The 22,507-nt window shown below is 64.1% G+C and carries 18 protein-coding genes and 4 pseudogenes; 16 read left to right on the top strand and 6 right to left on the bottom strand.

Annotated features, from left to right (window positions below):
* The first annotated feature begins 5 nt into the window (after positions 1-5).
* From EVC45_RS13430 to EVC45_RS46675, 5 genes are all read left to right on the top strand, one after another.
* Entirely contained in the window at positions 6-902 is an 897-nt protein-coding gene (locus EVC45_RS13430; protein ID WP_129958467.1) for a MoxR family ATPase, read from the top strand.
* On the top strand, positions 896-2,098 hold the full coding sequence (locus EVC45_RS13425; protein WP_129958466.1) for a VWA domain-containing protein: 1,203 nt from the start codon (positions 896-898) through the stop codon (positions 2,096-2,098). Before EVC45_RS13430 ends, EVC45_RS13425 begins: the two co-directional genes overlap by 7 nt.
* A complete protein-coding gene (locus EVC45_RS13420; protein WP_129958465.1) occupies positions 2,095-3,153 on the top strand; it encodes an XdhC family protein in 1,059 nt (352 codons plus the stop codon). Before EVC45_RS13425 ends, EVC45_RS13420 begins: the two co-directional genes overlap by 4 nt.
* Complete coding sequence (locus tag EVC45_RS13415; RefSeq protein ID WP_129958464.1) at positions 3,150-3,776, top strand: NTP transferase domain-containing protein; 627 nt, start codon at positions 3,150-3,152, stop codon at positions 3,774-3,776. Before EVC45_RS13420 ends, EVC45_RS13415 begins: the two co-directional genes overlap by 4 nt.
* Before the next feature lie 485 nt (positions 3,777-4,261).
* The gene (locus EVC45_RS46675; RefSeq protein ID WP_248295114.1) at positions 4,262-4,594 is read left to right on the top strand and encodes a hypothetical protein; all 333 of its coding nucleotides are present in this window, start codon (positions 4,262-4,264) and stop codon (positions 4,592-4,594) included.
* Here EVC45_RS46675 and EVC45_RS46670 read toward each other — a convergent pair.
* On the bottom strand, positions 4,575-5,789 hold the full coding sequence (locus EVC45_RS46670; RefSeq protein WP_248295113.1) for a fumarylacetoacetate hydrolase family protein: 1,215 nt from the start codon (positions 5,787-5,789) through the stop codon (positions 4,575-4,577). The genes EVC45_RS46675 and EVC45_RS46670 overlap by 20 nt on opposite strands.
* A 75-nt stretch (positions 5,790-5,864) precedes the next feature.
* Positions 5,865-6,051, bottom strand: a pseudogene (locus EVC45_RS13390) (glyoxalase); the annotation flags it as partial.
* A 134-nt stretch (positions 6,052-6,185) separates the two neighbouring features.
* On the opposite strand from EVC45_RS13390, the gene EVC45_RS13385 reads away from it, so the two are divergent.
* Positions 6,186-6,479 (top strand): CoA transferase, encoded by a 294-nt coding sequence (locus tag EVC45_RS13385; protein WP_248295112.1) that lies wholly within the window; start codon positions 6,186-6,188, stop codon positions 6,477-6,479.
* A 27-nt stretch (positions 6,480-6,506) separates the two neighbouring features.
* Here the strand turns inward: EVC45_RS13385 and EVC45_RS13380 are convergent, their stop codons facing one another.
* Positions 6,507-7,436, bottom strand: coding sequence for a LysR family transcriptional regulator (locus tag EVC45_RS13380; RefSeq protein ID WP_129958463.1), 930 nt, complete (start codon positions 7,434-7,436; stop codon positions 6,507-6,509).
* Between the two features lie 111 nt (positions 7,437-7,547).
* Between EVC45_RS13380 and EVC45_RS13375 the strand changes: the two genes are divergently transcribed.
* The 8 genes and pseudogenes from EVC45_RS13375 to EVC45_RS46665 form a co-directional block, all read left to right on the top strand.
* Complete coding sequence (locus tag EVC45_RS13375; RefSeq protein WP_129958462.1) at positions 7,548-8,720, top strand: acyl-CoA dehydrogenase family protein; 1,173 nt, start codon at positions 7,548-7,550, stop codon at positions 8,718-8,720.
* A 22-nt stretch (positions 8,721-8,742) separates the two neighbouring features.
* Positions 8,743-9,492, top strand: coding sequence for an electron transfer flavoprotein subunit beta/FixA family protein (locus EVC45_RS13370; protein WP_129958461.1), 750 nt, complete (start codon positions 8,743-8,745; stop codon positions 9,490-9,492).
* A gap of 13 nt (positions 9,493-9,505) precedes the next feature.
* The gene (locus tag EVC45_RS13365; RefSeq protein ID WP_129958460.1) at positions 9,506-10,438 is read left to right on the top strand and encodes an electron transfer flavoprotein subunit alpha/FixB family protein; all 933 of its coding nucleotides are present in this window, start codon (positions 9,506-9,508) and stop codon (positions 10,436-10,438) included.
* 42 nt (positions 10,439-10,480) lie between these two features.
* Complete coding sequence (locus EVC45_RS13360; protein WP_129958459.1) at positions 10,481-11,335, top strand: MaoC family dehydratase N-terminal domain-containing protein; 855 nt, start codon at positions 10,481-10,483, stop codon at positions 11,333-11,335.
* 34 nt (positions 11,336-11,369) lie between these two features.
* The gene (locus tag EVC45_RS13355; RefSeq protein WP_129958458.1) at positions 11,370-12,566 is read left to right on the top strand and encodes a CaiB/BaiF CoA-transferase family protein; all 1,197 of its coding nucleotides are present in this window, start codon (positions 11,370-11,372) and stop codon (positions 12,564-12,566) included.
* A gap of 3 nt (positions 12,567-12,569) precedes the next feature.
* Positions 12,570-13,424 carry a CoA ester lyase gene (locus EVC45_RS13350; RefSeq protein ID WP_129958457.1) on the top strand — a complete coding sequence of 285 codons (855 nt, stop codon included), beginning with the start codon at positions 12,570-12,572 and terminating at the stop codon, positions 13,422-13,424.
* 57 nt (positions 13,425-13,481) lie between these two features.
* Positions 13,482-14,238 (top strand): annotated as a pseudogene (locus EVC45_RS13345) (NAD(P)/FAD-dependent oxidoreductase); the annotation flags it as partial.
* Between the two features lie 414 nt (positions 14,239-14,652).
* Positions 14,653-14,937 (top strand): annotated as a pseudogene (locus tag EVC45_RS46665) (MFS transporter); the annotation flags it as partial.
* A 28-nt stretch (positions 14,938-14,965) separates the two neighbouring features.
* Here EVC45_RS46665 and EVC45_RS13335 read toward each other — a convergent pair.
* Positions 14,966-16,936, bottom strand: coding sequence for a lytic transglycosylase domain-containing protein (locus tag EVC45_RS13335; protein WP_129958456.1), 1,971 nt, complete (start codon positions 16,934-16,936; stop codon positions 14,966-14,968).
* Between the two features lie 511 nt (positions 16,937-17,447).
* Between EVC45_RS13335 and EVC45_RS13330 the strand changes: the two are divergent.
* Together EVC45_RS13330 and EVC45_RS13325 are read left to right on the top strand one after the other, a co-directional pair.
* Positions 17,448-18,596: pseudogene (locus tag EVC45_RS13330) on the top strand (2-isopropylmalate synthase); the annotation flags it as partial.
* Positions 18,597-18,814: 218 nt separating this feature from the next.
* Complete coding sequence (locus tag EVC45_RS13325) at positions 18,815-19,909, top strand: branched-chain amino acid aminotransferase (protein WP_129958454.1); 1,095 nt, start codon at positions 18,815-18,817, stop codon at positions 19,907-19,909.
* A 462-nt stretch (positions 19,910-20,371) separates the two neighbouring features.
* Here the strand turns inward: EVC45_RS13325 and EVC45_RS13320 are convergent, their stop codons facing one another.
* Together EVC45_RS13320 and EVC45_RS13315 are read right to left on the bottom strand one after the other, a co-directional pair.
* Positions 20,372-21,799 carry a cytosine permease gene (locus tag EVC45_RS13320; RefSeq protein ID WP_129958453.1) on the bottom strand — a complete coding sequence of 476 codons (1,428 nt, stop codon included), beginning with the start codon at positions 21,797-21,799 and terminating at the stop codon, positions 20,372-20,374.
* Between the two features lie 101 nt (positions 21,800-21,900).
* A partial coding sequence (locus EVC45_RS13315) for an electron transfer flavoprotein subunit alpha/FixB family protein (protein WP_211193415.1) occupies positions 21,901-22,507 on the bottom strand: 607 nt, incomplete at its 5' end.

Below are 22,507 nucleotides of genomic sequence, written 5' to 3'. Positions count from 1 at the left end.
GAGCCATGACGCAGATCGACCGCATGCCGGACGTCGTCGCGCTGCAGGCGAACCTCGCGGGACATCGCTTCATCGTCGAGCGCAGCTTCGCCGCGGCACTGCTGCTGACGATGGAAATGCGCCGCCCCCTGCTGCTGGAGGGCGAGGCAGGCGTCGGCAAGACCGAGGTCGCGAAGGCGCTCTCACGCCTGCTAGACGTGCCGCTGATCCGCCTGCAATGCTACGAGGGGCTCGACGCGCATGCGGCGCTTTACGAGTGGAACTACGCCCACCAACTGCTTTCCATCAAGCTGTTCGAGCAGGACTTGCGACCCCTGCGGGACAAGGAGCAGGACATCTTCTCCGAACGCTATCTGCTCAAGCGCCCGCTGCTCGAAGCCATTACGACGACGCCCGCACCCGTGCTGCTGATCGACGAAATCGACCGCACGGACGAGGCGTTCGAGGCCTATCTGCTCGAACTGCTGTCCGACTTTCAGCTGTCGATTCCCGAACTGGGCGTGATCCGCGCCGCCGAGCGTCCTTACGTCATCCTCACTTCGAACGGCACGCGCGAGATCTCCGACGCGCTGCGCCGCCGCTGTCTTTACCAGTACGTCGACTACCCGAGCTTCCAACGCGAGCTGATGATCGTGCGGACTCAGATTCCCGACGTGCCGGAGACGCTGGCGCGTCAGATCGTCGAATTCGTGCAGGCCGTGCGCGAGATGGCGCTGCGCCGCAAACCCGGCCTCGCGGAAACGCTCGACTGGGTGGCCGCGTTGCTGCGGCTCGGCGTGAGCGCGCTCGACGAAAACGGCGTCGAGCGCGTGATGGATTCGCTGGCCGCGCTCGTCAAGACGCGCGAGGATCAGTCCGCTCTCACGCGGCCGGTCGTCGAAAAACTGGTGGCATCATGCTGAGCGGCATCGACAGCGCTATGGCGGGTGCGCCACCGCGCGATCTCGCCGATACACTCGTCGCACGCTATGCGGGCTTCGCTGGCTGGTTGCGCGCGAACGCGTTTTGCGTGACGAGCGCGGACGTCGCCGCAACGCTGGAGGTGGCGCGACGCATGGGACAGGCCGATCGGAACGTGCTGCGCTGGAGCCTGCGTGCGCTGCTGTGCTCGCGCGCGCAGGAATGGCATCGCTTCGACGAGCTTTTCGACGCCTATTTCCTTGCGCCGAACAAGCGCAGACTCGTCGAAACCCGTGCCGGCGGGGCAGGGCCGATCACGCGCGACGAGGCCGCCGCCGCGCAGCCCGATGCGAGCGAAGGCACACCGCTGTCGCTGGCTGGGCGCGGCGCAGGCTCACCTGGCGAGGGCGCCACCGCGGACGAAGGTGCCACGCTCGCCGACTCGCTCGCCCACGGGGATTTCCGCCATCTGAACGATCAGGCTGAGTTGTTCGCCATCGACGCCGCGATCCGCAGGTTCGTGCAGCGTCTGCGCGGCATCGAAACGCGCCGCGAGCAGAGCGCGAACGCGGGACATGCGATCGATCTGCGCTCGACCATTCGCCGCAGTGTGTCGCGCGGCGGGCTGCCGGTCGAACTCTGCTGGCGGCGCAGGCGGCGGCAGCGCCCGCGTATTGTGCTGATGCTCGACGTGAGTCGTTCGATGAGCCTCTACAGTTTCTTTTTTCTGCGCTTCGCGCGCGTGCTGAGTGCCTGCCTGCCGGACTTCCACAGCTTTATGTTCCATACGCGGCTCGTCTGTGTCGACGAGGCGCTGCGCGATCCCGATCCGCGGCGCGCCCAGGAGCGCCTTCACCTGATCTCCGAGGGGTGGGCGGGCGGCACGCGCATCGGCGAGAGTCTCGCCGACTTCAACCGGCACTACGCGCCGCGTCTGCTGCATGCGCGCACGGCCGTCGTGATCGTCAGCGACGGCTACGATGCCGGCGATGTGGCGCAGCTTGGCGTGTCGCTTGCCACGATCCGGCGGCGCTGCCATACGCTCGTATGGCTCAACCCGCTGATCGGGCGTCCCGGATTCGAACCGGTCAGCGTGGGCATGCAGGCCGCGCTGCCACACCTCGACCTGTTGGCCGGCGCTCGCGACCTTGCCGGTCTGGAACGGGTTTTTCCTCAAATTCTCGGGGCGCTGCAATGAATGCCGAATCCATCGAAACCGCTGCGGGCGCCGCGGATCTGCTGAAGCTCGAGCAGCGGCTGATCGATGCGGGCGCGCCCTTTGCGGTCGTCACGGTCATCCGTGCGTTGCCGCCCACCTCCACGCAGGTCGGTGCCCAGGCGCTCGTCGAAGCCGATGGGACGCTGCATGGCTGGGTCGGTGGCGGCTGCTCGCAGACGGTCGTGATCGAGGCGGCGCGCCAGTCGATCCGCTCGGGGCAGCCGCGCCGCGTGCGCATCAGCAACGACCCGGCGACACCCGATGCCCAGGTCGAAGCGCATGCCATGCCGTGCGCGAGCAATGGCACGCTGGAGTTCTTCATCCAGCCAACGGTGCCCGCGCCCCTCGTGGCCGTGTTCGGAGCCACGCCGGCGGCGCACGAAGTCTGCGTGCTGGCGCGGCGCGTCGGCTTTCGCGCGAACCTCGCGACCGATGCCGCCGCGCTGGATCGTAGTGGCGCCTCGTTCGCGCTGATCGCAACACAAGGCGAAGGCGACGAAGACGCGCTCGATGCCGCGTTGCGCAGCCCGGTCGAGGCCGTGCTCCTGATTGCGAGCCGTCGCAAGGCCGAGCGCCTGCGGGCGGCCATGCGCCTGCGCGGCACCGACGAGGCCCGGCTCGCGGCGCTGCATGCGCCGGCGGGCCCGGCGATCCATGCGCATACGCCGCAGGAGATTGCGCTGGGCGCTGTGGCCGGACTCGTCGCGCTGCGCCACGAACGGGAAGAAGCGGTTGCATTAGCGCAGGTGGGCGCGCCGCGGGTTACCGTCGCCACAGAAGCCGTGCCGCCGCTGCCACCGTGCGAGGCGATCGGCACGCCGGTGGCCGAGGCGAGACATTACGTCAATCCGGTGTGCGGCATGAGCGTCGAGATTGCGACGGCGAAGCATAGGGTCGAGTATGCCGGCCACACGGTGTATTTCTGCTGCGATTGCTGCAAGGCGGAGTTCGAGCGCGCTCCTGAGCGCTATTTATCCGCTGCGCCGGCCTGTGTGCCACGCCCGGACGACAATCGACCGGCGGAAGAACGATGAGCACAGCGACGTTTTCCGCGGTGGTGCTCGCGGCAGGCCTGTCTTCACGCATGGAAGGACGCCACAAGCTGCTGCTGCCGGTGGGTGGCGAGCCGGCCGTGCGGCGCGTCGTGCGCGCGATCGTCGAGTCGCAGCCTCAGGAGGTGGTCGTGGTGACGGGCTTCAATGGGCGCGCCGTATTCGAAGCACTGGACGGCCTCGACGTGCGCTTCCAGAACAACGCGCGTTATCGGGAAGGGCAGATGACATCGGTCGTGGCGGGTGTTGCCGCGCTGCAGGTGCCGTGCGACGCCGTGATGATCTGCCTCGCCGACCAGGTACTGCTTGAAGCTGCTGACTATCGTGAACTGGTCGAAGCGTACGCTTCAATGCCGCACGGATCGATCCTGGTCCCGATGTTCGAGGGCACTAGAGGCAATCCCGTGCTTTTTGCGGCGAGCTACGTCCCCGAAGTCATGAGCGGCCGCACGAATCCGGGCTGTCGCAAGCTGATTGCCGAGCACGGCGATGAGGTCTTTCTCCATGGGGCGGCGCACGACCGCTTTTGCGTCGACATGGATACACCCAGCGATTATCTGAGCGTCTCTGCACGAGTCGAATGCAAGGCGGATCAGTCCGCTTGAAAACAGCTGGGGCTCGGCTGCGCGACCTGGCTCGAGCCGCGACTCGGTCGGCGTTGAGGCCGCACTTCGATCACCTCGCCGAAAGCCCCGAGATCGCAAGCCGCGTGGATGCCTTGATCAGCAAGGTCGGGCGTCATGTGTAGCGTTTCAGGCGGATGAGGTGCCGATACTCGGAGCAGTGATGGATCATCTACGATCCATCCATCGCTTTTCATTCCTGCCGCTCGGCGGCGGTTGCGTTGCGTGCTGAGCGTCGTCCAACACCTGCTCACGGAGGTCACCTCGGCTGCAGCTCGGTTCGATCAGTTCCTCAACCGGAACGGTGTGACCGGTGATAGACGAGTGACCGTGATTTCCCCAGATTTTCGACGCTCTCTTCTACGAGAGCCTCGGCCGCCTCGCTCAACATCCGCTCGCCGAACGCGTGTTACGCCGGTCAGCAGGGCTGGCGGCCCGGCCGAGTCCATCCTGCCGCTCCGGATGCGGTGCAGAGCGACGACCGGGCTTTCTGGATCGAACACTGGCGACGCACTGCGCTCGACGCGCTCGACGCGACCGCTCTCGACGGCCATCCCGAACGCGCGGCCTTCCGCCGGCTCGTCGAAACCTGGGGCGGTCACGCGGATGTGACTGCGGTCAGCTACCGGCTGGTGCGCGCGTTCTACTACTCGCTGTACGACGCCTGGTTCGGCGCGCCTTTCCCGCGCTGGACGCGAGGGGAGCGCACGTTTGAATCCGCTGAAGGTATGGCCGGCACGTTGGCGGAACCCGCTGGCGGCGAGCCGCTTGAATCGGGTCTCAGCAACGTCGTAGTGTGAAGGTCAGTGGAGCATCGTGACGGGCGTTGAAGACAGGCGCCATAACTTTGCAAGCACTGCCCATTTGTGAAACAAGCCAAGGTGGCTGGCATCCAGCACCACGATGTCGGCTATCGGGCCAAGTGCCACGAATGACCGCGCCGAGCTTCCATGCAAGATTCGACGCGTCGCGGATTCCGGCCGCCATCCCCTGGCCCATGAAGGGCGGTGTCTGATGCGCGGCATCGCCAGCAAGCAACAGCCGTCCGCGGCGCCATCCGTTCGCCACGACCGAGTGGAAGGTGTAAATCGCGGAACGCTCGAGTCGGGCATCGGCCGGGGAAATCCAGCGGGCGAGCTTATTCCACAGCCATTCGCGGGACGCGAGCTGGGTCGCATCGTCGCCCGGCATGACCATGATTTCCCAGCGACGGCGATTTCCCGGACCACGCGTATAGGTCGTCGGACGCGCCGGGTCACAATATTGAATGGAGAAATCACCGAGGTCGGGTCGCGGGGTGTCGAGCAATACATCGACCACGCCCCACCGTTTGCCGTGAATCAGCATATGCGTGGTCGCGCGTTGCACTTCCTGCCCATTGAGGCGAGTGACGAGCGTCATCAGGGTGTTCGGTTCGATCTCGTCACTCGTCACCATCCACGGTCCGAACGCGCCGGTGCGATAAAAGTTCTTGCCCGGTCCCCACTGGGTGGTGTGACGCTGCCAGTCGCGCACAGAGCCGTCGTTGTAGCAGGCGTATCCGGCGATGTGATTCCAGGCGTCGGCTTCAGTGATGCGCCGTCCACCACGCCCGATGATCACGGCAATTTCGCCCTCGTAGTCGAATTGCTGGGACTCGGGCGGACGCAGCATCGGCTGCCCATGGCCCACTTGCGAAGCCGGGACGCGCATGAAGATCACCGGCTGCTCGGTGGTTTCGCGATTGGTTTCCTTGACGTGCTCCGCGTAGTTGAGTCCCACGCAGAAGATCTGTTCGGGGTTGGGAATCACCGGCAGAAGCGTCACTTCCGACAGCGGGTAGTCGCCCTTACCAGCTTGGGCCGCCTGTGCGGCTTCCCCCAGCGCGTCGGCAGCAATCAGTGCCTTCAGGTCGGAGTACCGACCGTTCAGGCGCTTGCCGAGGTCAACGACGCTGTCGTCGCGAACGACGCCGAAGGAGGGACCTTCATGGGTAGAAAAGCTGACGAGTTTCATTGACGCTCCAGTTAGATAAAAATCCGGTCAGATCGACGTTGCAGACCTCTAAAAAGGCACTGTCATCTCGGCCTGTCAATCGGTTCGTGGCCTGAATCCCGGCAGCGTGCTCGCGTGGTGCTCAACAGCTGCCATGAGGTCTGCGTCGGCCCAAGCCGAAGTCCACCGGCACCCGCATAGGCTGGTCGACGTACCACGGCGTGTCGATGAAGATCTCCAGCCGGTTGCCCTCGGGGTCGCGCGCATAAATCGAAATCGCGTTGCTGTCAGGTATCAGCGCTGGCGAGTTGGCCATCAGCGCTACGTGCTCGCAGCGCACGATATCTGCCAAGTGAAACGAGCAGCGCGCTCGCGACGACGAGCCATACCGGAGCCAGGCGCAACGGCAGCTCGTAGTTGCCGTTCATATCGAAGTACGGCCGGCCGCAAGTGGTCCCATCACCGCGCCGAAAGCATCGCCAGGCACTGCAGGACGAGACCATCAAGGCCGCCGACCTGATTCACTGGATGGACTACCCAGGTGCGCCGAAGAAGGTGCCGATCTTCGCCACTCCCGTTTCGTTGTCGCGCACGCCGCCTGAGATCCACACACGCGCGCCGCTCACCGGCGAGCACACCGACGAAATTCTCGCTGCAATCGGCCTGGATGCGCGAGCCATTGCCGATCTGCGGCTGAGGGAAATTGTTTAGGCAGCCTTATGAAGTCGAAGGGGGGCTCTAGCCGAGCCAGCGTGCATCGGGCCAGCGGCCCTCGTCGAAGGTGCTCTTCACGCAGTCCAGCAGCACGCCGACCACGCAGCGTACGGGCGCCGTGGCCTGGCGGCTGCTGGGCGCGGCCAGCACGATGGTGCGCCGCAGCCCGGGAGACGTCAGCGGGGCCGCGCTCAGGAGGCCCTTGTCGACCTCCTGCGTGACGCCCACGGCGGGAAGAATCGTCCAGCCGTGGCCTTGCGCGACCAGTTCTTTCTGCACGCTCAGCGCATTGGTTTCGGCAAAGATGCGCAGCGTCACGCCGGCCTCGGCCGCGGCGTGTTCGATCATCGCGCGCAGACCCTGCGGCGCGGCGGGCAGAACGAAAGGCTCACTCGCCACGCGCGCTAGCGCGAGCGCCCGCTTGCGCGACAACCCCACGGACGGCGCAGCCACCACCCACAGACTTTCCTCGATCAGTGCTTTCACATGCAGCGTGGGCGTCTCCTTCTGACCATAGAGCAGGGCGGCGTCCACGTCTCCGGCTTCGAGCCAGTTTTGCAGATGCCCCGCGTATCCGATGGTCAGCCGCAGCCGGATGTTCGGATAGCGCTTCGCGACCTCCGCGGCCAGCAGCGTGGCCAGCAGATCCGACGTGCTGGCGAGGAGTCCGATGCTCACGATTCCCGCGACCGGCCCTTCGGTCGGCTGGATCTCGGCCTTGGCACGCGCGACTTCATTGAGGATGCGGTGCGCGTATTCGAGCATGGTCTTGCCCGAAGGCGTGAGCTGCATGCCGTGGCGGCTGCGGTCGAACAGCTCCGTGCCCATGTCCTCTTCGAGCAGGCGCAGCTGGCGCGACACGGCGGGCTGTACCAGGTTCAGCAGGGTGGAGGCACGCGTGACGTTGCCGGTCTCGGCCACGGTCACAAAGGCACGGAGTTGCTTGAGATCCATCGCAGATACCTCGATACCGAAAACTGATGCTTCGATCAAAGAATTCTATTTTTCTCTCTATCCATCAAATATTACTATGGTCCAACGCAAGCAACTACCGAGACTGCCTTCATGAGTGCTTCCATTTTTTCCGCCCCCGACCAGTACCAGGAGATCCGCGACGCGGTGCGCGCTCTGTGCAACCAGTTCCCGGCCGACTACCACCGCCAGATCGACGAGAAGCGCGGCTACCCGGAGGAATTCGTCAACGCGCTCACCAAGGCCGGCTGGCTCGCCGCGCTGATTCCGCAGGACTACGGCGGCCCCGGGCTGTCGATGGCGGAGGCCTCGGTCATCATGGAAGAGATCAATCGATCGGGCGGTAACTCGGGCGCCTGCCACGGCCAGATGTATGTGATGAACACCATCGTCTTCAGTGGTACGGAAGAGCAGAAGCAGCGCTATCTGCCTCGCATCGCCGCGGGCGAACTGCGCATGCAATCGATGGGCGTGACTGAGCCCACCACGGGCAGCGATACCACCAAGCTCAAGACCACGGCCGTGAAAAAGGACGGCCGCTGGGTCGTCAACGGCCAGAAGGTGTGGATCTCGCGCGTGCAGCACAGCGACCTGCTGATTCTTCTCGCACGCACCACACCGATCGACCAGGTGCAGAAGAAGAGCGACGGGCTGTCGTGCTTCATCGTGGAACTGGACAAGGCCATCGGCAACGGCCTCACGGTGCGGCCCATTCTCAACATGGTCAATCACGAGACCAACGAGCTGTTCTTCGACAATCTGGAGCTGCCCGAAGATGCGCTGCTGGGCACCGAGGGCAAGGGCCTCAAAGTGATCTTCGACGGCTTGAACGCCGAGCGCACGCTGATCGCAGCCGAGTGCATCGGCGACGGCTACTGGTTCCTCGAAAAGGCACGCGACTATGCGAGCGAGCGCAAGGTGTTCGGCCGCCCGATCGGTCAGAACCAGGGCATCCAGTTCCCGCTGGCCGAATCCTTCATCGAACTCGAAGCGGCCAACCTGATGCGCTGGCGCGCCTGCCAGAAGATCGACGCGCGCCAGAACGCGGGCGTGGAAGCCAATATGGCCAAATACCTGGCCGCCAAGGCCAGCTGGGAAGCGGCCAATGCCTGCCTGCAGACGCATGGCGGCTTTGGCTTCGCCTGCGAGTACGACGTGGAGCGCAAGTTTCGCGAAACGCGCCTGTATCAGGTCGCGCCCATCTCCACCAACATGATCCTGGGACATGTGGCCGAACACGTGCTGCAGCTTCCGCGTTCCTACTAATCCTCAAAAGGAATCCTGAGTCATGAAAATTATCGTACCCGTCAAGCGCGTGGTGGACTTCAACGTCAAGGTCCGCGCCAAGGCCGATGGCAGCGGCGTGGATATCGGCAACGTCAAGATGAGCATGAACCCCTTCGACGAAATCGCCGTGGAAGAAGCCGTGCGCCTGAAGGAAAAGGGCGTGGCCACCGAGGTCATTGCCGTTTCCGCCGGTGTGGCGCAGTGCCAGGAGACCTTGCGCACGGCCATGGCGATCGGTGCGGACCGCGGCATTCTGGTCGAAACCGATGTCGAGCTGCAGCCGCTGGCCGTCGCCAAAATCCTGAAGGCACTCGTGGACAAGGAGCAGCCCGGCCTCGTCATCCTTGGCAAGCAGGCCATCGACGACGACGCCAACCAGACCGGCCAAACGCTTGCCGCACTGGCCGACCTGCCGCAGCCGACCTTTGCTTCGAAGGTCGACGTGGACGGCGACCATGTCAACGTGACGCGCGAAGTGGACGGCGGCCTCGAAACCTTGTCGCTCTCCACGCCCGCCGTCGTGACCACCGACCTGCGTCTGAACGAACCGCGCTACGTCACGCTGCCCAACATCATGAAGGCCAAGAAGAAGCCGCTCGAGACCGTCAAGCCCGCGGACCTCGGTGTCGACGTGGCGCCTCGGATGAAGACGCTCAAGGTGACCGAGCCCGCAGGCCGCAAGGCCGGCGTCAAAGTGGCCGATGTGGCCGCGCTCGTCGACAAACTCAAGAACGAAGCCAAAGTGATTTAAGGAGCCGATGGAGATGACCGCACTCGTTATTGCAGAACACGACAACGCTTCGATCAGGAGCGCCACGCTGAACACGGTCACCGCGGCCGCAGCCTGCGGCGGCGACGTTCATGTGCTGGTGGCCGGTGAAGGCGCCGCAGCCGCTGCCCAGGCGGCCGCGCAGATTGCCGGCGTGGTCAAGGTCGTCCACGCCGACGGCGCATCGCTGAAGGACAGTCTCGCTGAAAACCTCGCGGCGCAGGTGCTGGCCATTGCAGGCAACTACAGCCATATCCTGTTCCCGGCCACCGCCGGCGGTAAGAACGTCGCGCCACGCGTGGCGGCGAAGCTCGATATCGCGCAGATCAGCGACGTCACCCGGGTGGTGAGCGGCGACACCTTCGAGCGCCCCATCTACGCGGGCAACGCGATTGCCACCGTGCAATCGGACGAAGCCGTCAAAGTCATCACCGTGCGCGCCACGGGTTTCGATGCGGCAACGGCCACCGGTGGCAACGCCGAGATCGAAACGGTGGCGGCCGTGGCCGATTCCGGCAAGAGCCGTTTCGTGAGCCGTGAAGTGACGAAGAGCGACCGCCCCGAACTGACGGCGGCCAAAATCATCGTCTCGGGCGGCCGGGCGCTCGGCAGCGAAGACAGGTTCCAGGAAGTCATCACGCCTCTGGCGGACAAGTTGGGCGCCGCGATCGGCGCATCGCGCGCGGCCGTGGACGCTGGCTACGCGCCGAACGACCTGCAGGTGGGCCAGACGGGCAAGATCGTCGCGCCGCAGTTGTACGTTGCCTGCGGCATCTCGGGTGCGATCCAGCACCTGGCGGGGATGAAGGATTCGAAGGTGATCGTCGCGATCAACAAGGACGCCGAGGCGCCGATCTTCAGCGTGGCCGACTATGGCCTCGAAGCCGATCTGTTTACGGCTGTGCCCGAACTGGTCAAGGCACTGTAATGCCCGAAGCGGCCGTCATTCTGATTCCTCTGGTAGAGCGCGATGCATACGAGTCTTGAAAGCCCTGCTTCCTTCGGGGCCTGGGTGGGCCGCCACGCGGAAACTGCGGACCGTGTCACCGAGGCGCCTGTGCGCCTCATGCAGGCCACGCTGGACGCCGGCGATGCCGGGGTGCTGCCGTCCGACCTGCCGCCGCTATGGCACTGGCTGTATTTTCTGCCGGGCGAGCGCCAGTCCGGCATCGGACCGGACGGCCATCCGAAGCGCGGCGGCTTTCTGCCGCCCATCGCGTTACCGCGGCGCATGTGGGCCGGAGGGCGGCTGCAGTTTCTGCGCCCGCTGGGCGTCGGTGAGCCGATTCGGCGCGTCTCCACGATCAGGAGCGTTCAGAGCAAGTCTGGGCGCAGCGGCCAACTGGTGTTCGTGACCGTGCTGCACGAAATCAGCGGCGAGAGCGGCGTCGCCATTCGCGAAGAACAGGACATCGTCTACCGCGACGCGCCGGCGCCAGGCGCCGCCGCGCCCCGGCCTGCTGCCGCACCCGACGATGAGCAGTTCAGCCGCACCGTCACACCCGACCCCGTGCTGCTGATGCGTTATTCGGCGCTGACCTTCAACGGCCACCGCATTCACTACGATCGTCCCTATGCGATGCAGGAAGAGGGCTATCCGGGCCTCGTGGTGCATGGGCCGCTGATCGCCACGTTGCTGATGGAAACGCTGCGCCGCACGCATCCGCAGAGAACTGTTCGCCGCTTCGAATTCAAGGCCGTCAGCCCGTTGTTCGACATCGCGCCGTTTTCGGTCAACGGCAAGCTCGAAGGCGGCACGGCGCATTTATGGGCGCGCGGTCCCGAGGGCCAACTGGCGATGCAGGCCAGCGCGGAAGTCGAATAGCATCGGGCGATCCACACGAAAGACGAGACAAGCCATGTCAAAACCCAATCGCAAAGGCCCGCTCAGCGGCCTGACCATCATCACGCTGGAACACGCGATCGCCGCGCCGTTCTGCACCCGTCAGCTCGCCGACCTGGGCGCGCGCGTGATCAAGGTGGAGCGTCCGCGCGTCGGCGATTTCGCCCGCGCGTACGACCATCGCACGCGCGGACTGGCTTCGCATTTCGTCTGGACCAACCGCTCGAAGGAAAGTCTGACGCTCGATCTCAAGCAGCCCGAGGCTCTTGCTGTGCTCGACGAGTTGATCGCCGAGGCCGACGTGCTCGTGCAGAACCTCGCGCCCGGCGCGGCCGCGCGCATGGGTTTGTCGTTCAAGACGCTCCACGCGAAGCACAAGAAGCTCATCGTCTGCGATATCTCGGGCTATGGCGCCGACGGTCCCTACCGCGACAAGAAGGCCTACGACCTGCTAATCCAGAGCGAGGCAGCCTTCCTCTCGATCACAGGCACGTCCGATGAGCCGAGCAAAGCCGGCAACTCGATTGCTGACATTGCGGCCGGCATGTACGCCTACACCGGCATTCTGAGCGCGCTGCTGCAACGTGGTATCAGCGGCGAGGGCTCGCATGTCGAAGTATCGATGCTCGAAGCGCTCGGCGAATGGATGGGCTTTCCGATGTACTACGCGTACGACGGCCAGCAGCCGCCCGGGCGCAACGGCGCGGCGCACGCCACCATCTATCCCTATGGACCTTTCAAGGCGGGCGACGGCCGGGTCGTGATGCTGGGTCTGCAAAACGAGCGCGAGTGGAAGCTGTTCTGCGACATCGTATTGCGCCGCCCTGAGCTCACAGTCGACCCGCGCTTCGACGCCAACGTGCGCCGTGTGGAAAACCGCGCGGCCTTGAAGGAAGTCATCGAGCAGACGTTCGACAGCCTCACGGCGCAGGACGTCATCGCGCGTCTCGATGAGGCGCAGATCGCCAATGCGGCCGTCAATCGGGTCGGCGATTTGTGGTTGCATCCGCAGTTGCGGGCGCGCGAGCGTTTCGCCACCATCGGTTCGCCCGCCGGTGAGCTTCAGGCGCTGCTGCCGCCCGCCAATGTCGATAGCTTCGATGTCCGGATGGATCCTGTGCCCGCGCTTGGCGAACACAGCGCGGCGATTCTGCGCGAACTGGGGCGCTCGGAGGCCGACATCCAGAAGCTGCATGCCGATGGAGTGATCTGACCCATGTCCGGAAACCCGACATCCCCCGTGGGCCATGCGCGCAGCCTGCTTTTCGTGCCCGCCACGAAGCCTGAACGCTTCATCAAGGCGCTCGATTCGGGCGCGGATTGCATCGTCATCGACCTCGAGGATGCCGTGGCCGAGGGCAGCAAGGACAGCGCGCGCGAGCAGCTTGCGCAGCACCTGCCCCATCTGACGCCCGCGCAACTGGCGCGAACGGTGGTCCGCGTCAACGCCGTCGGCACGCTTTGGCACGCATCCGATATCGCGCTGCTGTGCGAGTGGGTGGGCCAACGCGTGACGGTGATGTGCCCCAAGGCGGAAGATGCCGACGCGCTGCGACGCGTGGCGCAAAAGCTCGGCGCAGATGCACGCGTCGTCGCATTGATCGAATCGCTGGCGGGCCTCGACGCGGCCGATGCGCTGGCGCGCGAACCGCAAGTCGCGCGCCTCGCCTTCGGCCACCTCGATTTCCAGCTCGACCTGGGCATGCGTGCAAGCGCCGAGGAACCCGAGCTGGCGTTCGCACGCAATGCACTCGTGGCAGCGTCGCGTCGCGCGAGGCTGCCCGCGCCCATCGACGGCGTGACCACCGATACCGGCAACGCCGAACGTCTGGCCGCCGATGCCCGGCGCGCGCGTGCCTTCGGCTTCGGCGGCAAGCTGTGCATCCATCCGGCCCAGGTGGCCGGGGTGAACGAGGCACTGGGCCATACCGAGGCCGAGCAGGTTTGGGCGCGCCGCGTACTCGAAGAAGCCGCGAAGCACGGCGGCGAAGCATTCAGTCTGGACGGCCGCATGGTCGATCTGCCCGTGATCCGCGCGGCCGAGGCGATCGTCGCCGTCACGCAAACCTAGTCGCCACCTGCGCCTGATCCACGGGCGCCCGGGGTGAGTCCCACGCGAGAAAGCACGATGAACAGTAACGACCTCGTGGCCCAGTATGGCCCGCGCGAGTCCATGGAGTACGACGTGTCGATCGTCGGCGGTGGCCCCGGCGGTCTCGCCACGGCCGTCCGGATCAAGCAGCTGGCGGCGGAAAAAGGCCAGGACGTCTCGGTGGTGGTGCTCGAAAAAAGGCTCCGAGCCGGGCGCGCACATCCTTTCCGGCGCGATCATGGATCCGCGGGCGCTGAGCGAACTCTTTCCCGACTGGCAGGAGCGCGGCGCGCCGCTGAATCAGCCTGTCACCGAAGATGCCTATGTCTTCCTCGGCGAGAAATCGTCCATGCGCGTACCCAACCTGTTTCTGCCGCCGTTTGCGCACAACGAGGGCAATTACATCATCAGCCTGGGAGCCCTGACTAAATGGCTGGCCGAACAGGCCGAATCGCTCGGTGTGGAAATCTTTCCCGGCTTTGCCGCGGCGGAGGTGCTTTATAACGACGACGGCTCGGTCAAGGGCGTGGCCACGGGCAACGTGGGGGTCGACAAGGAGGGCGAGCCCACCCCGAACCTTCAGTTGGGTATGCAACTGCACGCGCGATATACCATTTTTGCCGAGGGCGCGCGCGGCCACCTGGGCAAGCAGCTCATCGAGCGCTACCGGCTCGACGAAGGGCGCGATCCGCCAAGCTTCGGCATCGGCATCAAGGAACTGTGGGAGATCGACCCCGCCCGTCACGAGCCCGGCTTCGTCATGCACACGGCAGGCTGCCAGTACTCATCACGATGCGCGACAAGCGATACCCCCGACGGAGCGCCGCTGTTGGCATTTCAAGGGATAACAAGAAGCTCCTCAACGACACCGATCGATGGGGCCTCGGGATCTTCAGTGCGCTATGAAGATGTGGTCGGCGCCGATGATTCGGGTGTCGCCGTCCGAACGCTCGCACCGGTTTCGACCGCGGACGATTATTCGGTGATGCTCTGCACGTCAGGCACAACGGAATTTGACACTGGAAGGAGATCCAGATGGAAGAGGTCTTTGGAAGCCGCAAAGCGGCAGAAAATCCTGGCAGTCGACAGGTGTACGCGGCCGTCGCCGCGTCATGCCTCGGTTGGGCGCTGGAAGTGTTTGATCTATTCGTGGTGCTCTTTGTCGCGCCAATTGTCGGAAAGCTGTTCTTCCCCTCGGCGAACGCGATATCTTCCCGCCTTTCTCAAAGTCGTCAATCATGTATCTAACAGTAGGGCTGGCATCACTTCTCGGCGTCGTTAGGCTCATCTGTTTTCCGGTTTTCTACGTCTGGATGGCGCATGCGAGTAGTGTTGCGATGATCGGCCTGTACGCGGTCTTGCTAAGTGCATTGGCAGCGCAGGGTATGCGCCGATTCTGATCTTCCTGAACGAGCGATTCCCGACGTCCATTCGTGCAACTGGAACCGCCCTTTCATGGAATATCGGCTTCGCCATCGGCGGGATGATGCCCGTGCCGTCAGCGCGGAAGCGTTGCGATGTCATCGGGGCTCGATATGACCAAGCAGCTCCATCAGCGATTTCGGGCGGCCGTCAAACAGCGCCGCGTAGTAGACCGTGTTCGACAACACATTCTTGACGTAGTCGCGGGTTTCGTTGAACGGAATCGTCTCCGTGAAAATCGCGCCTTCCACCGCACGCGGCAGGTTGGCCTGCCACCTGCGCGAGCGTCCGGGGCCGGCATTGTAGCCGGCGGTCGCGAGCACGGCCGAGCGGTCAAGCTGGTTGTAAATCATCGACAGATAATTCGTGCCGAGCAGGATGTTCGTTTCGATCTCGTTCATCCTCGCCCGCGAGATCGGACCGAGCCCGATCTTCCTCGCGACCATCTCCGCGGTATCCGGCATCACCTGCATCAGGCCGCCTGCGCCAACTTCCGAGCGCGCACTGATGATGAAGCGCGACTCCTGGCGAATGAGTCCGTACGCCCATTCGACATCGAACCCGGTGGACTGCGCATCTCGCTCGACAATCGTGCGGAACGGCGCCAGATAGCGCAGCGAAAAATCATGCTCGGTCTGCGTCCTGTCGGCGGTGCTCACCGTCCGGTCGTAGAGCTCGATGCGGCGTGCGTACTCGGCGACTGCGAGCAGTTGCCGGTCGGTCATGCCGTGCAACTGCCAGTTCCACTCCCGGTTGCCTTCCGTGCGCAGGTTCAGCGCATAAAAACGCTTTGCCAGTTCGAAGCCCGGTGTCTGGCCGGCCTTCTTGACTTCTTCGTCTGTCACTTTGATCTGTGGCGGAATCGCGATCTGCTGGCCGAGCGCCTCGGAGGCCAGTTGGCCATAGAAGGTGTAGGTTCCCGCGATCTTCCCGAATTCCTGATTCGCCGCTGTCACCTCGCCGGCCTGTTTCAACGCGCGCGCGTACCAGTAGACCCACGCTGGTTGTGCGCGCAGCGCGGCCGGCATCTGCTCGATCGACCAGCGCACCATCATCCAGTCTCCTGCGAGCAGCGCGCTGCGCGTGCGCCACTCATAGGCCTGGCTCGACAGCGGCGCGTTCACCGACAGCCGATACCAGTCCACCGCGCCCGGCAGCTGCCGGGTCGCTGCCTGATAGGCAATCGTGCCCCAGCCGATAGCGCGTTCCGCCAGGGTGAGCGCCGGTGCGATCGCGGTGAAGATGGCCGCGGCCGCTGCCGGATCGCTGGCCGCCACCTGCGTGATGGCGAGCAGCGCGAGTTGATGGGACGCCGCGTCTATCGGGACGCCTTTCGCCAGCAGCACGCGCGGCTGGTTCGTCGCCTGATCGAGCCGCAGCGGATCCGGGCGCGCCGCGCCCAGCGCATCGACCAGTCTGCCGCCGGTCGTCGTCGCGCCCTGTTCGTAGGCCTCGCGAATCTGCTGCCAGACATCCTCGGAAGTGAACTGGTGATGACCGTCGAGCGCGGTGATCAGATCGACGCAGCCGTCGCCGTACCACTTCGGCTCGACGAGCAGCGCGCGCGCCGCGTCGGCAACGTTTTCACCCCGCGCGGCGCGCGACTCGAGCGCATAGCACTTCACCTGCGTGTCGTCGTTCAGCACGAACAGTGAATATTGGGAATCGAAATTCGGCCAGTCGTGGCGCGCGCCCAGCACGCGCAGGTAGTCGTTGCGCAGACGGTCGGCAATCGCCTGTCCGTCGTAGCGTTGCAGAAACGACAGCACGGGTGCGTCCGGCGCATCGAGATTCGCATGCCCCGCGCCGCTGAACAGACGCGGCTTGATCTGAAAATAGCTGAGATAAGCCGCCGCCGGATAATTGCGGATCAGGCTCGCCAGCTGCGCGGCACGGGCGGGATCGTTGTCGCGGGCGGCGTCACGCAACTTGATGAAGATCTGATCGTCGGCGGAAAACGAGGAGAGCCGCGTGGGATGTTTGGCCACCGCAGTGCCGGACACGACGAGCGTCGCAGCGGCAAGGGCAAAACCGATCGCGCGATACGCCCGGTGACGTCGTGTGGACATCGCTGTTCCTACCTTGTTTCAGTGCAGATAATTGAGCCAAAGCTTAGGCCGCAATGCGGCGAAGCGAAGCTTCGAAAAGCACTGGACCCAGCCCGTAATTCGGCGCTTTGCGAGCCGGATGCCTGGACCACTCCGGCACTTGCGTGCTTGCTTTTTCGCCGGATCAGCCACTGAAATCAGGAAGGTCTTGAAGGTGGTGCAGGCCGTTGTGGCAGGGATGCTCGCTTCCGGGTAGTCCCAGAGCGGAGGGCAGTCAGGAGCACCGTGGGGTAATCGTGCGGAGCGTGCAAAATCTGGCGCTAACGGCGCAACAACCCGCTTGTAGCAAGGCCGCGTGGCTCCGCCGATCTTCGCTCGCAGACCGATCGAGGGTTGATCCTGGGTCCGTGGAGGGATGGACCCGCTAAAATCGCCAACGGCCGGCGCGCTGTGATCCAGTGACGCAGGCGGGCAGGACGGGTTACCACCCGGTCCAGAATCAACGCAGAGGCCGATCCTACAGGAGACGGGCATGCCTGACAGACTTATCATTTTTGACACCACTCTGCGCGATGGCGAACAGTCGCCCGGCGCGTCGATGACGAAGGACGAGAAGATCCGCATCGCGAAGCAGCTCGAACGCATGCGGGTCGACGTGATCGAAGCGGGCTTCGCGGCAAGCTCGAACGGCGACTTTGACGCGATCCGCGCGATCGCGGCCAATGTAAAGGACAGCGTCGTTTGCTCGCTCGCTCGCGCCAATGACCTGGACATTACGCGTGCAGCCGACGCGCTGAAGCCGGCGAACCGGTCCCGCATCCACACGTTCATTGCGACCTCTGCGTTGCACATCGAAAAAAAGCTGCGCACGACACCCGAGCAGGTGTACGAACAGGCGCGTCGCGCGGTGCGCCTGGCGCGCAACTTTACCGACGACGTCGAGTTCTCGGCGGAAGACGGCAGCCGTTCCGACATAGACTTTCTGTGCCGCGTGCTGGAAGCGGTGATCGACGAGGGCGCGACCACCATCAACATCCCCGATACGGTCGGCTATGCGGTGCCGGAGGGCTACGCCGCGCTAATCAGGGAACTGCGTCAGCGCATTCCAAATTCGGACCGGGCGGTGTTCTCGGCGCATTGCCACGACGATCTCGGCATGGCGGTGGCGAACTCGCTGGCAGCTGTCAAGTCGGGCGGTGCGCGTCAAATCGAATGCGCGATCAACGGCCTCGGTGAGCGGGCGGGCAATGCCGCGCTCGAGGAAATTGTGATGGCGCTCAGGACGCGGCGTGACTACTTCGGGCTCGAGATCGGCATCGACACCTCACAGATCGTCGCGACCTCGCAACTGGTCTCGGACATCACCGGCTTCGTGGTCCAGCCGAACAAGGCGGTGGTCGGCGCCAACGCATTCGCCCATACTTCAGGCATTCACCAGGACGGCGTGCTGAAGGCGCGCGATACCTACGAGATCATGCGCGCCGAAGACGTGGGCTGGAGTGCGAACCGGATCGTGCTCGGCAAGCTGTCGGGCCGCAACGCGTTCAGGCAGCGACTGCAGGAACTGGGCATCCTGCCGGGCTGCGAAAGCGAACTGGATACCGCGTTCGTGCGCTTCAAGGCGCTCGCCGATCGCAAGACGACGGTTTCGGATGACGCGTTGCTGGCACTGGCACGGGAATGCGGCCTCGCCGGGACGCACGTCGCGCGGCGGTAGCTGACGCCTGTGTTGTTTGCCCACGTGCGGGCCAGTAAATGGGCAGTAGCGGCGCCGCTGGCGGACTCCCTCGCGCACGCAGGAGCCGATGCTGGTGCTTGGCAGCATCGGTTCGCAGACGCCATGCCGCAGGCATCCATTGAGAACTGAACCACCCTTCAACATCGACGCAATATTGAACCATGAACACTGACACACAGTTGCAGTTCGTCGTGACACCTCACCCCGCGCGCACATCACCAGAGCAAATCGCGGCCAGCATCGCAACCCCCGTGTTCGGACGCGTGTTCACCGATCACATGGTCACGATCCGGTGGACTGACGCCCTTGGCTGGCACGACGCGAAGGTGGAAGCCCGTCGGCCGTTCCAGATCGATCCGGCCTGTTCGGTGCTGCACTACGCGCAGGAAATATTCGAAGGCATGAAGGCCTACCGCGGCGAAGACGGGGCGATCGCTCTGTTCCGGCCGTTGGAAAACGCCAGACGGTTTCGCGCATCCGCGGCCCGCATGTCGATGGCTGACCTGCCGGAAGCAGTCTTCCTGCAGGCAGTCGAAGCACTCGTCGCTATTGACCGCGACTGGGTTCCTGGCGGCGACGGCAGCCTGTACCTACGCCCGTTCATGTTCGCCTCGGAAACATTCCTCGGTGTGCGCGCGTCGAGCGAGTACGTGTTCTGCGTGATCGCCTGCCCGGTCGGTCCGTACTTCAAAGCCGGCAAGACGGCGGTGAGCGTGTGGGTGTCGGACCAATACACGCGAGCGGCCCCGGGTGGCACCGGCGCGGCGAAGTGCGGCGGGAACTATGCGGCCAGCCTGATCGCCCAGACGGAAGCAGCGTCGAAGGGCTGTGACCAGGTCGTCTTTCTCGATGCGGTGGAGCACCGGTGGATCGAGGAACTGGGCGGCATGAACGTGTTCTTCGTGATGGACGACGGATCACTATTGACGCCGCCGCTGTCGGGCACCATTCTGCCGGGCATTACCCGTGCGTCGATCATCGAACTGGCCAAGCGGGAAGGGATTGCGGTCAAAGAGGCGCCGTACGCGTTCGACGCATGGCGTACCGACGCCGCAAGCGGCCGCGTCAAGGAGGCGTTCGCGTGCGGCACCGCTGCGGTGGTCACCGCGATCGGCCAGGTGCGGCATGCCGGCGGGGAATTCACGATCGGCCACGGCGACGAAGGCGAAGTGACGCGACACATCCGCACGCTGCTGACCGGGATCCAGCGCGGCAAGATCGCGGACCCTTTCGGATGGGTCCATCGCGTCAAATGAGGATGGAGAAAACTGCAGTGAGCAAACGTAATCGCGGTTTTACCCGGCGCACTGGGTGAAGCTGGCGGGCACGCTGTCGAACCCGGTAGGCCGAAACTCACTATTGCGTTCGACGGGTCGGGAGATGGGGGCGTGGCCGTGGCAGCCGGATTGGGATGTACCGCCATGCGACGTGGAAGCCGCCGGAGCCTGTGTGCGCGCGCCAATTCTCGACCGTACCTCTGAGCGCGTGGGGGAGACTCCTCCACGCAACTCACTTGCCGTGATGCAAACGTAGACGGTGCATGCCATCGTCGTGGTGAAGTCGGGCACGCACGTGACGACAGGAGCATTCCCGTTCGCTGATAATGGCCGGAGATGACGATCGATGAGAACGGAGCGCATGAGATCGATGATCGTGGTTCTATCGGCGCGAGAATAAGTCGTAAGCGAGCGGTGGGCGAGAGTGCTAGGGCCAGGCTTTCATGCGTCCCCAGACATTTCCGGCAGAATGACTTGCTCCGGCACACGCGACTGCACACCACGCGTGGCCACGTAGTACAAAGTACCGGGTACGACGATGCCTACGATCCACGAAATATCGACGCCCCCAAGTGCATCGACCCAGCGGCCCGTGTAAAAGCCGGTGGCGACAAAAGGCATCTGCACGAGCACGCCGATGACATAGACTGCGATCCCGACCGGATTCCAGCGTCCGTAGCGGCCATTCACATCGAAGAGCGCGGGTACGTCATAACGCTCGCGCGTCACCGCGTAGTAGTCGACGAGATTAATCGCGCTCCACGGCGTGAAGAACACGAGAAGGAACAGCAGGAAAGACGAAAACGCTTTCAGGAAGGAATGCTGTCCGGCGAGTGCGAGGGCGCTCGATATGCTCACGGACAGGATCACGAATGCAACCCGCGCGGTGGGAGAAATTTCCCGGCGCCGACCGAGGCCGGTGACGATCGTCGCCACCGACATCACGCTGCCATACGCATTGAGCGTCGTGATCGTGAGTTTGCCGAGTGCGATCGTGAAATAAAGGATTGCGGCGATGATCCCGGTTGCGCCCAGGCCGACGATAAACGACACTTCGTGTCCAGCGAAGCGGTCCCCCGCGAGCGCGGCGGCGAGCACGCCGAACGTCATCGACACTTGTGCACCGATTACCGTGCCGCTAAAGACTGCTAGAAATGTCTTGGATGCAGGGGTTGATTTCGGCAGATAGCGGGAGTAATCGGCGACGTAAGGGCCATAAGCGATCTGCCACGATGCCGACAGCGATACCGCGAGCAGAAACGAGGCGATGGTGAAGTGACGGTTGGCGAGCAGGGTGCTCCAGGTGTGGCCGCTCAACAGGCTCGCAAAGAGGTAAAGGAAGGCCAGAGTACCGACTATGCTCGACACACGCCCCATCGCGTGAATGATCCGATAACCAAGCCCAGTTAGAAGGATCACGATGCACGCAAAGATGAGAATTGCGACTGTATTGCTGACGTCCAGCAATTTGCCAATCGCTTGGCCCGCTAGCACTGTGCCGCCCGCGGAAAAACCCACGTACATCACGCAGACCAGGATGAGCGGAATGATCGCGCCATAGACGCCAAACTGCACCCGGCTCGAAATCATCTGCGGCAGACCGAGTTGCGGTCCTTGTGCGCCATGCAACGCCATCACGGTGCCGCCAAGAATCTGTCCAGCAAGAAGTCCGACCAGCGACCAGAAGACGTCGCCGCCTAGTACAACAGCGAGGGCACCGACCACGACGGCTGTGATCTGGAGGTTGGCGCCGAACCAGAGCGTGAACTGGCTGAACAGATTGCCGTGACGCTCGGCGTCGGGAATGTATGCGATCGAACGACGCTCGACCAGTCGGGTCCCTTCATTACGTGATGCGGTGCTGTCCATGGTTGCTCTCCTCTCCGAAAGGGTACTGCGATAGGGTCGTGCCCCCGCGCCGCGCTTTCTTGCGGTGGTGCGCGAGGCCTCGAGCGATCCGATGAGTGGGTTCAGATATGCTCGGCGAGCGCAGGCACGATTTCGTTCAGGTCGCCGACGAGGCCGTAATCCGCCACGCCGAAAATCGGCGCTTCCGCATCCTTGTTGATCGCGACGATCACCTTCGAGTCCTTCATGCCGGCGAGGTGCTGAATTGCCCCCGAGATGCCGACCGCAACGTACAGTTGCGGCGCGACGATCTTGCCGGTCTGGCCGACCTGATAGTCGTTCGGCACGAAGCCCGCGTCGACCGCTGCGCGTGATGCACCGAGCGCTGCGCCGAGCTTGTCTGCCAGCGGCTCCAGAACCTTCGTGTAGTTCTCGCCACTGCCCAGACCCCGGCCACCGGACACGATGATCTTTGCGCTCGTCAGTTCCGGACGATCGAGCTTCGTCACTTCACGGCTCACGAACTGCGAGATGCCCGCGTCGGCTGCCGCTTCGATCTTCTCGACCGCTGCGCTGCCGCCTTCGGCTGCAACGGCGTCGAAGCCCGTCGAGCGCACGGTGATGACCTTGATCGGATCTTGAGATTGAACCGTCGCAATCGCGTTACCTGCGTAGATCGGGCGTTCGAACGTGTCGGCGCTAGCCACTGCCGTGATGTCGCTGATCTGC

Source organism: Paraburkholderia sp. UYCP14C (assembly GCF_004197395.1).
Taxonomy (GTDB): domain Bacteria; phylum Pseudomonadota; class Gammaproteobacteria; order Burkholderiales; family Burkholderiaceae; genus Paraburkholderia.
This window is presented reverse-complemented; position numbering and strand designations above follow the sequence as displayed.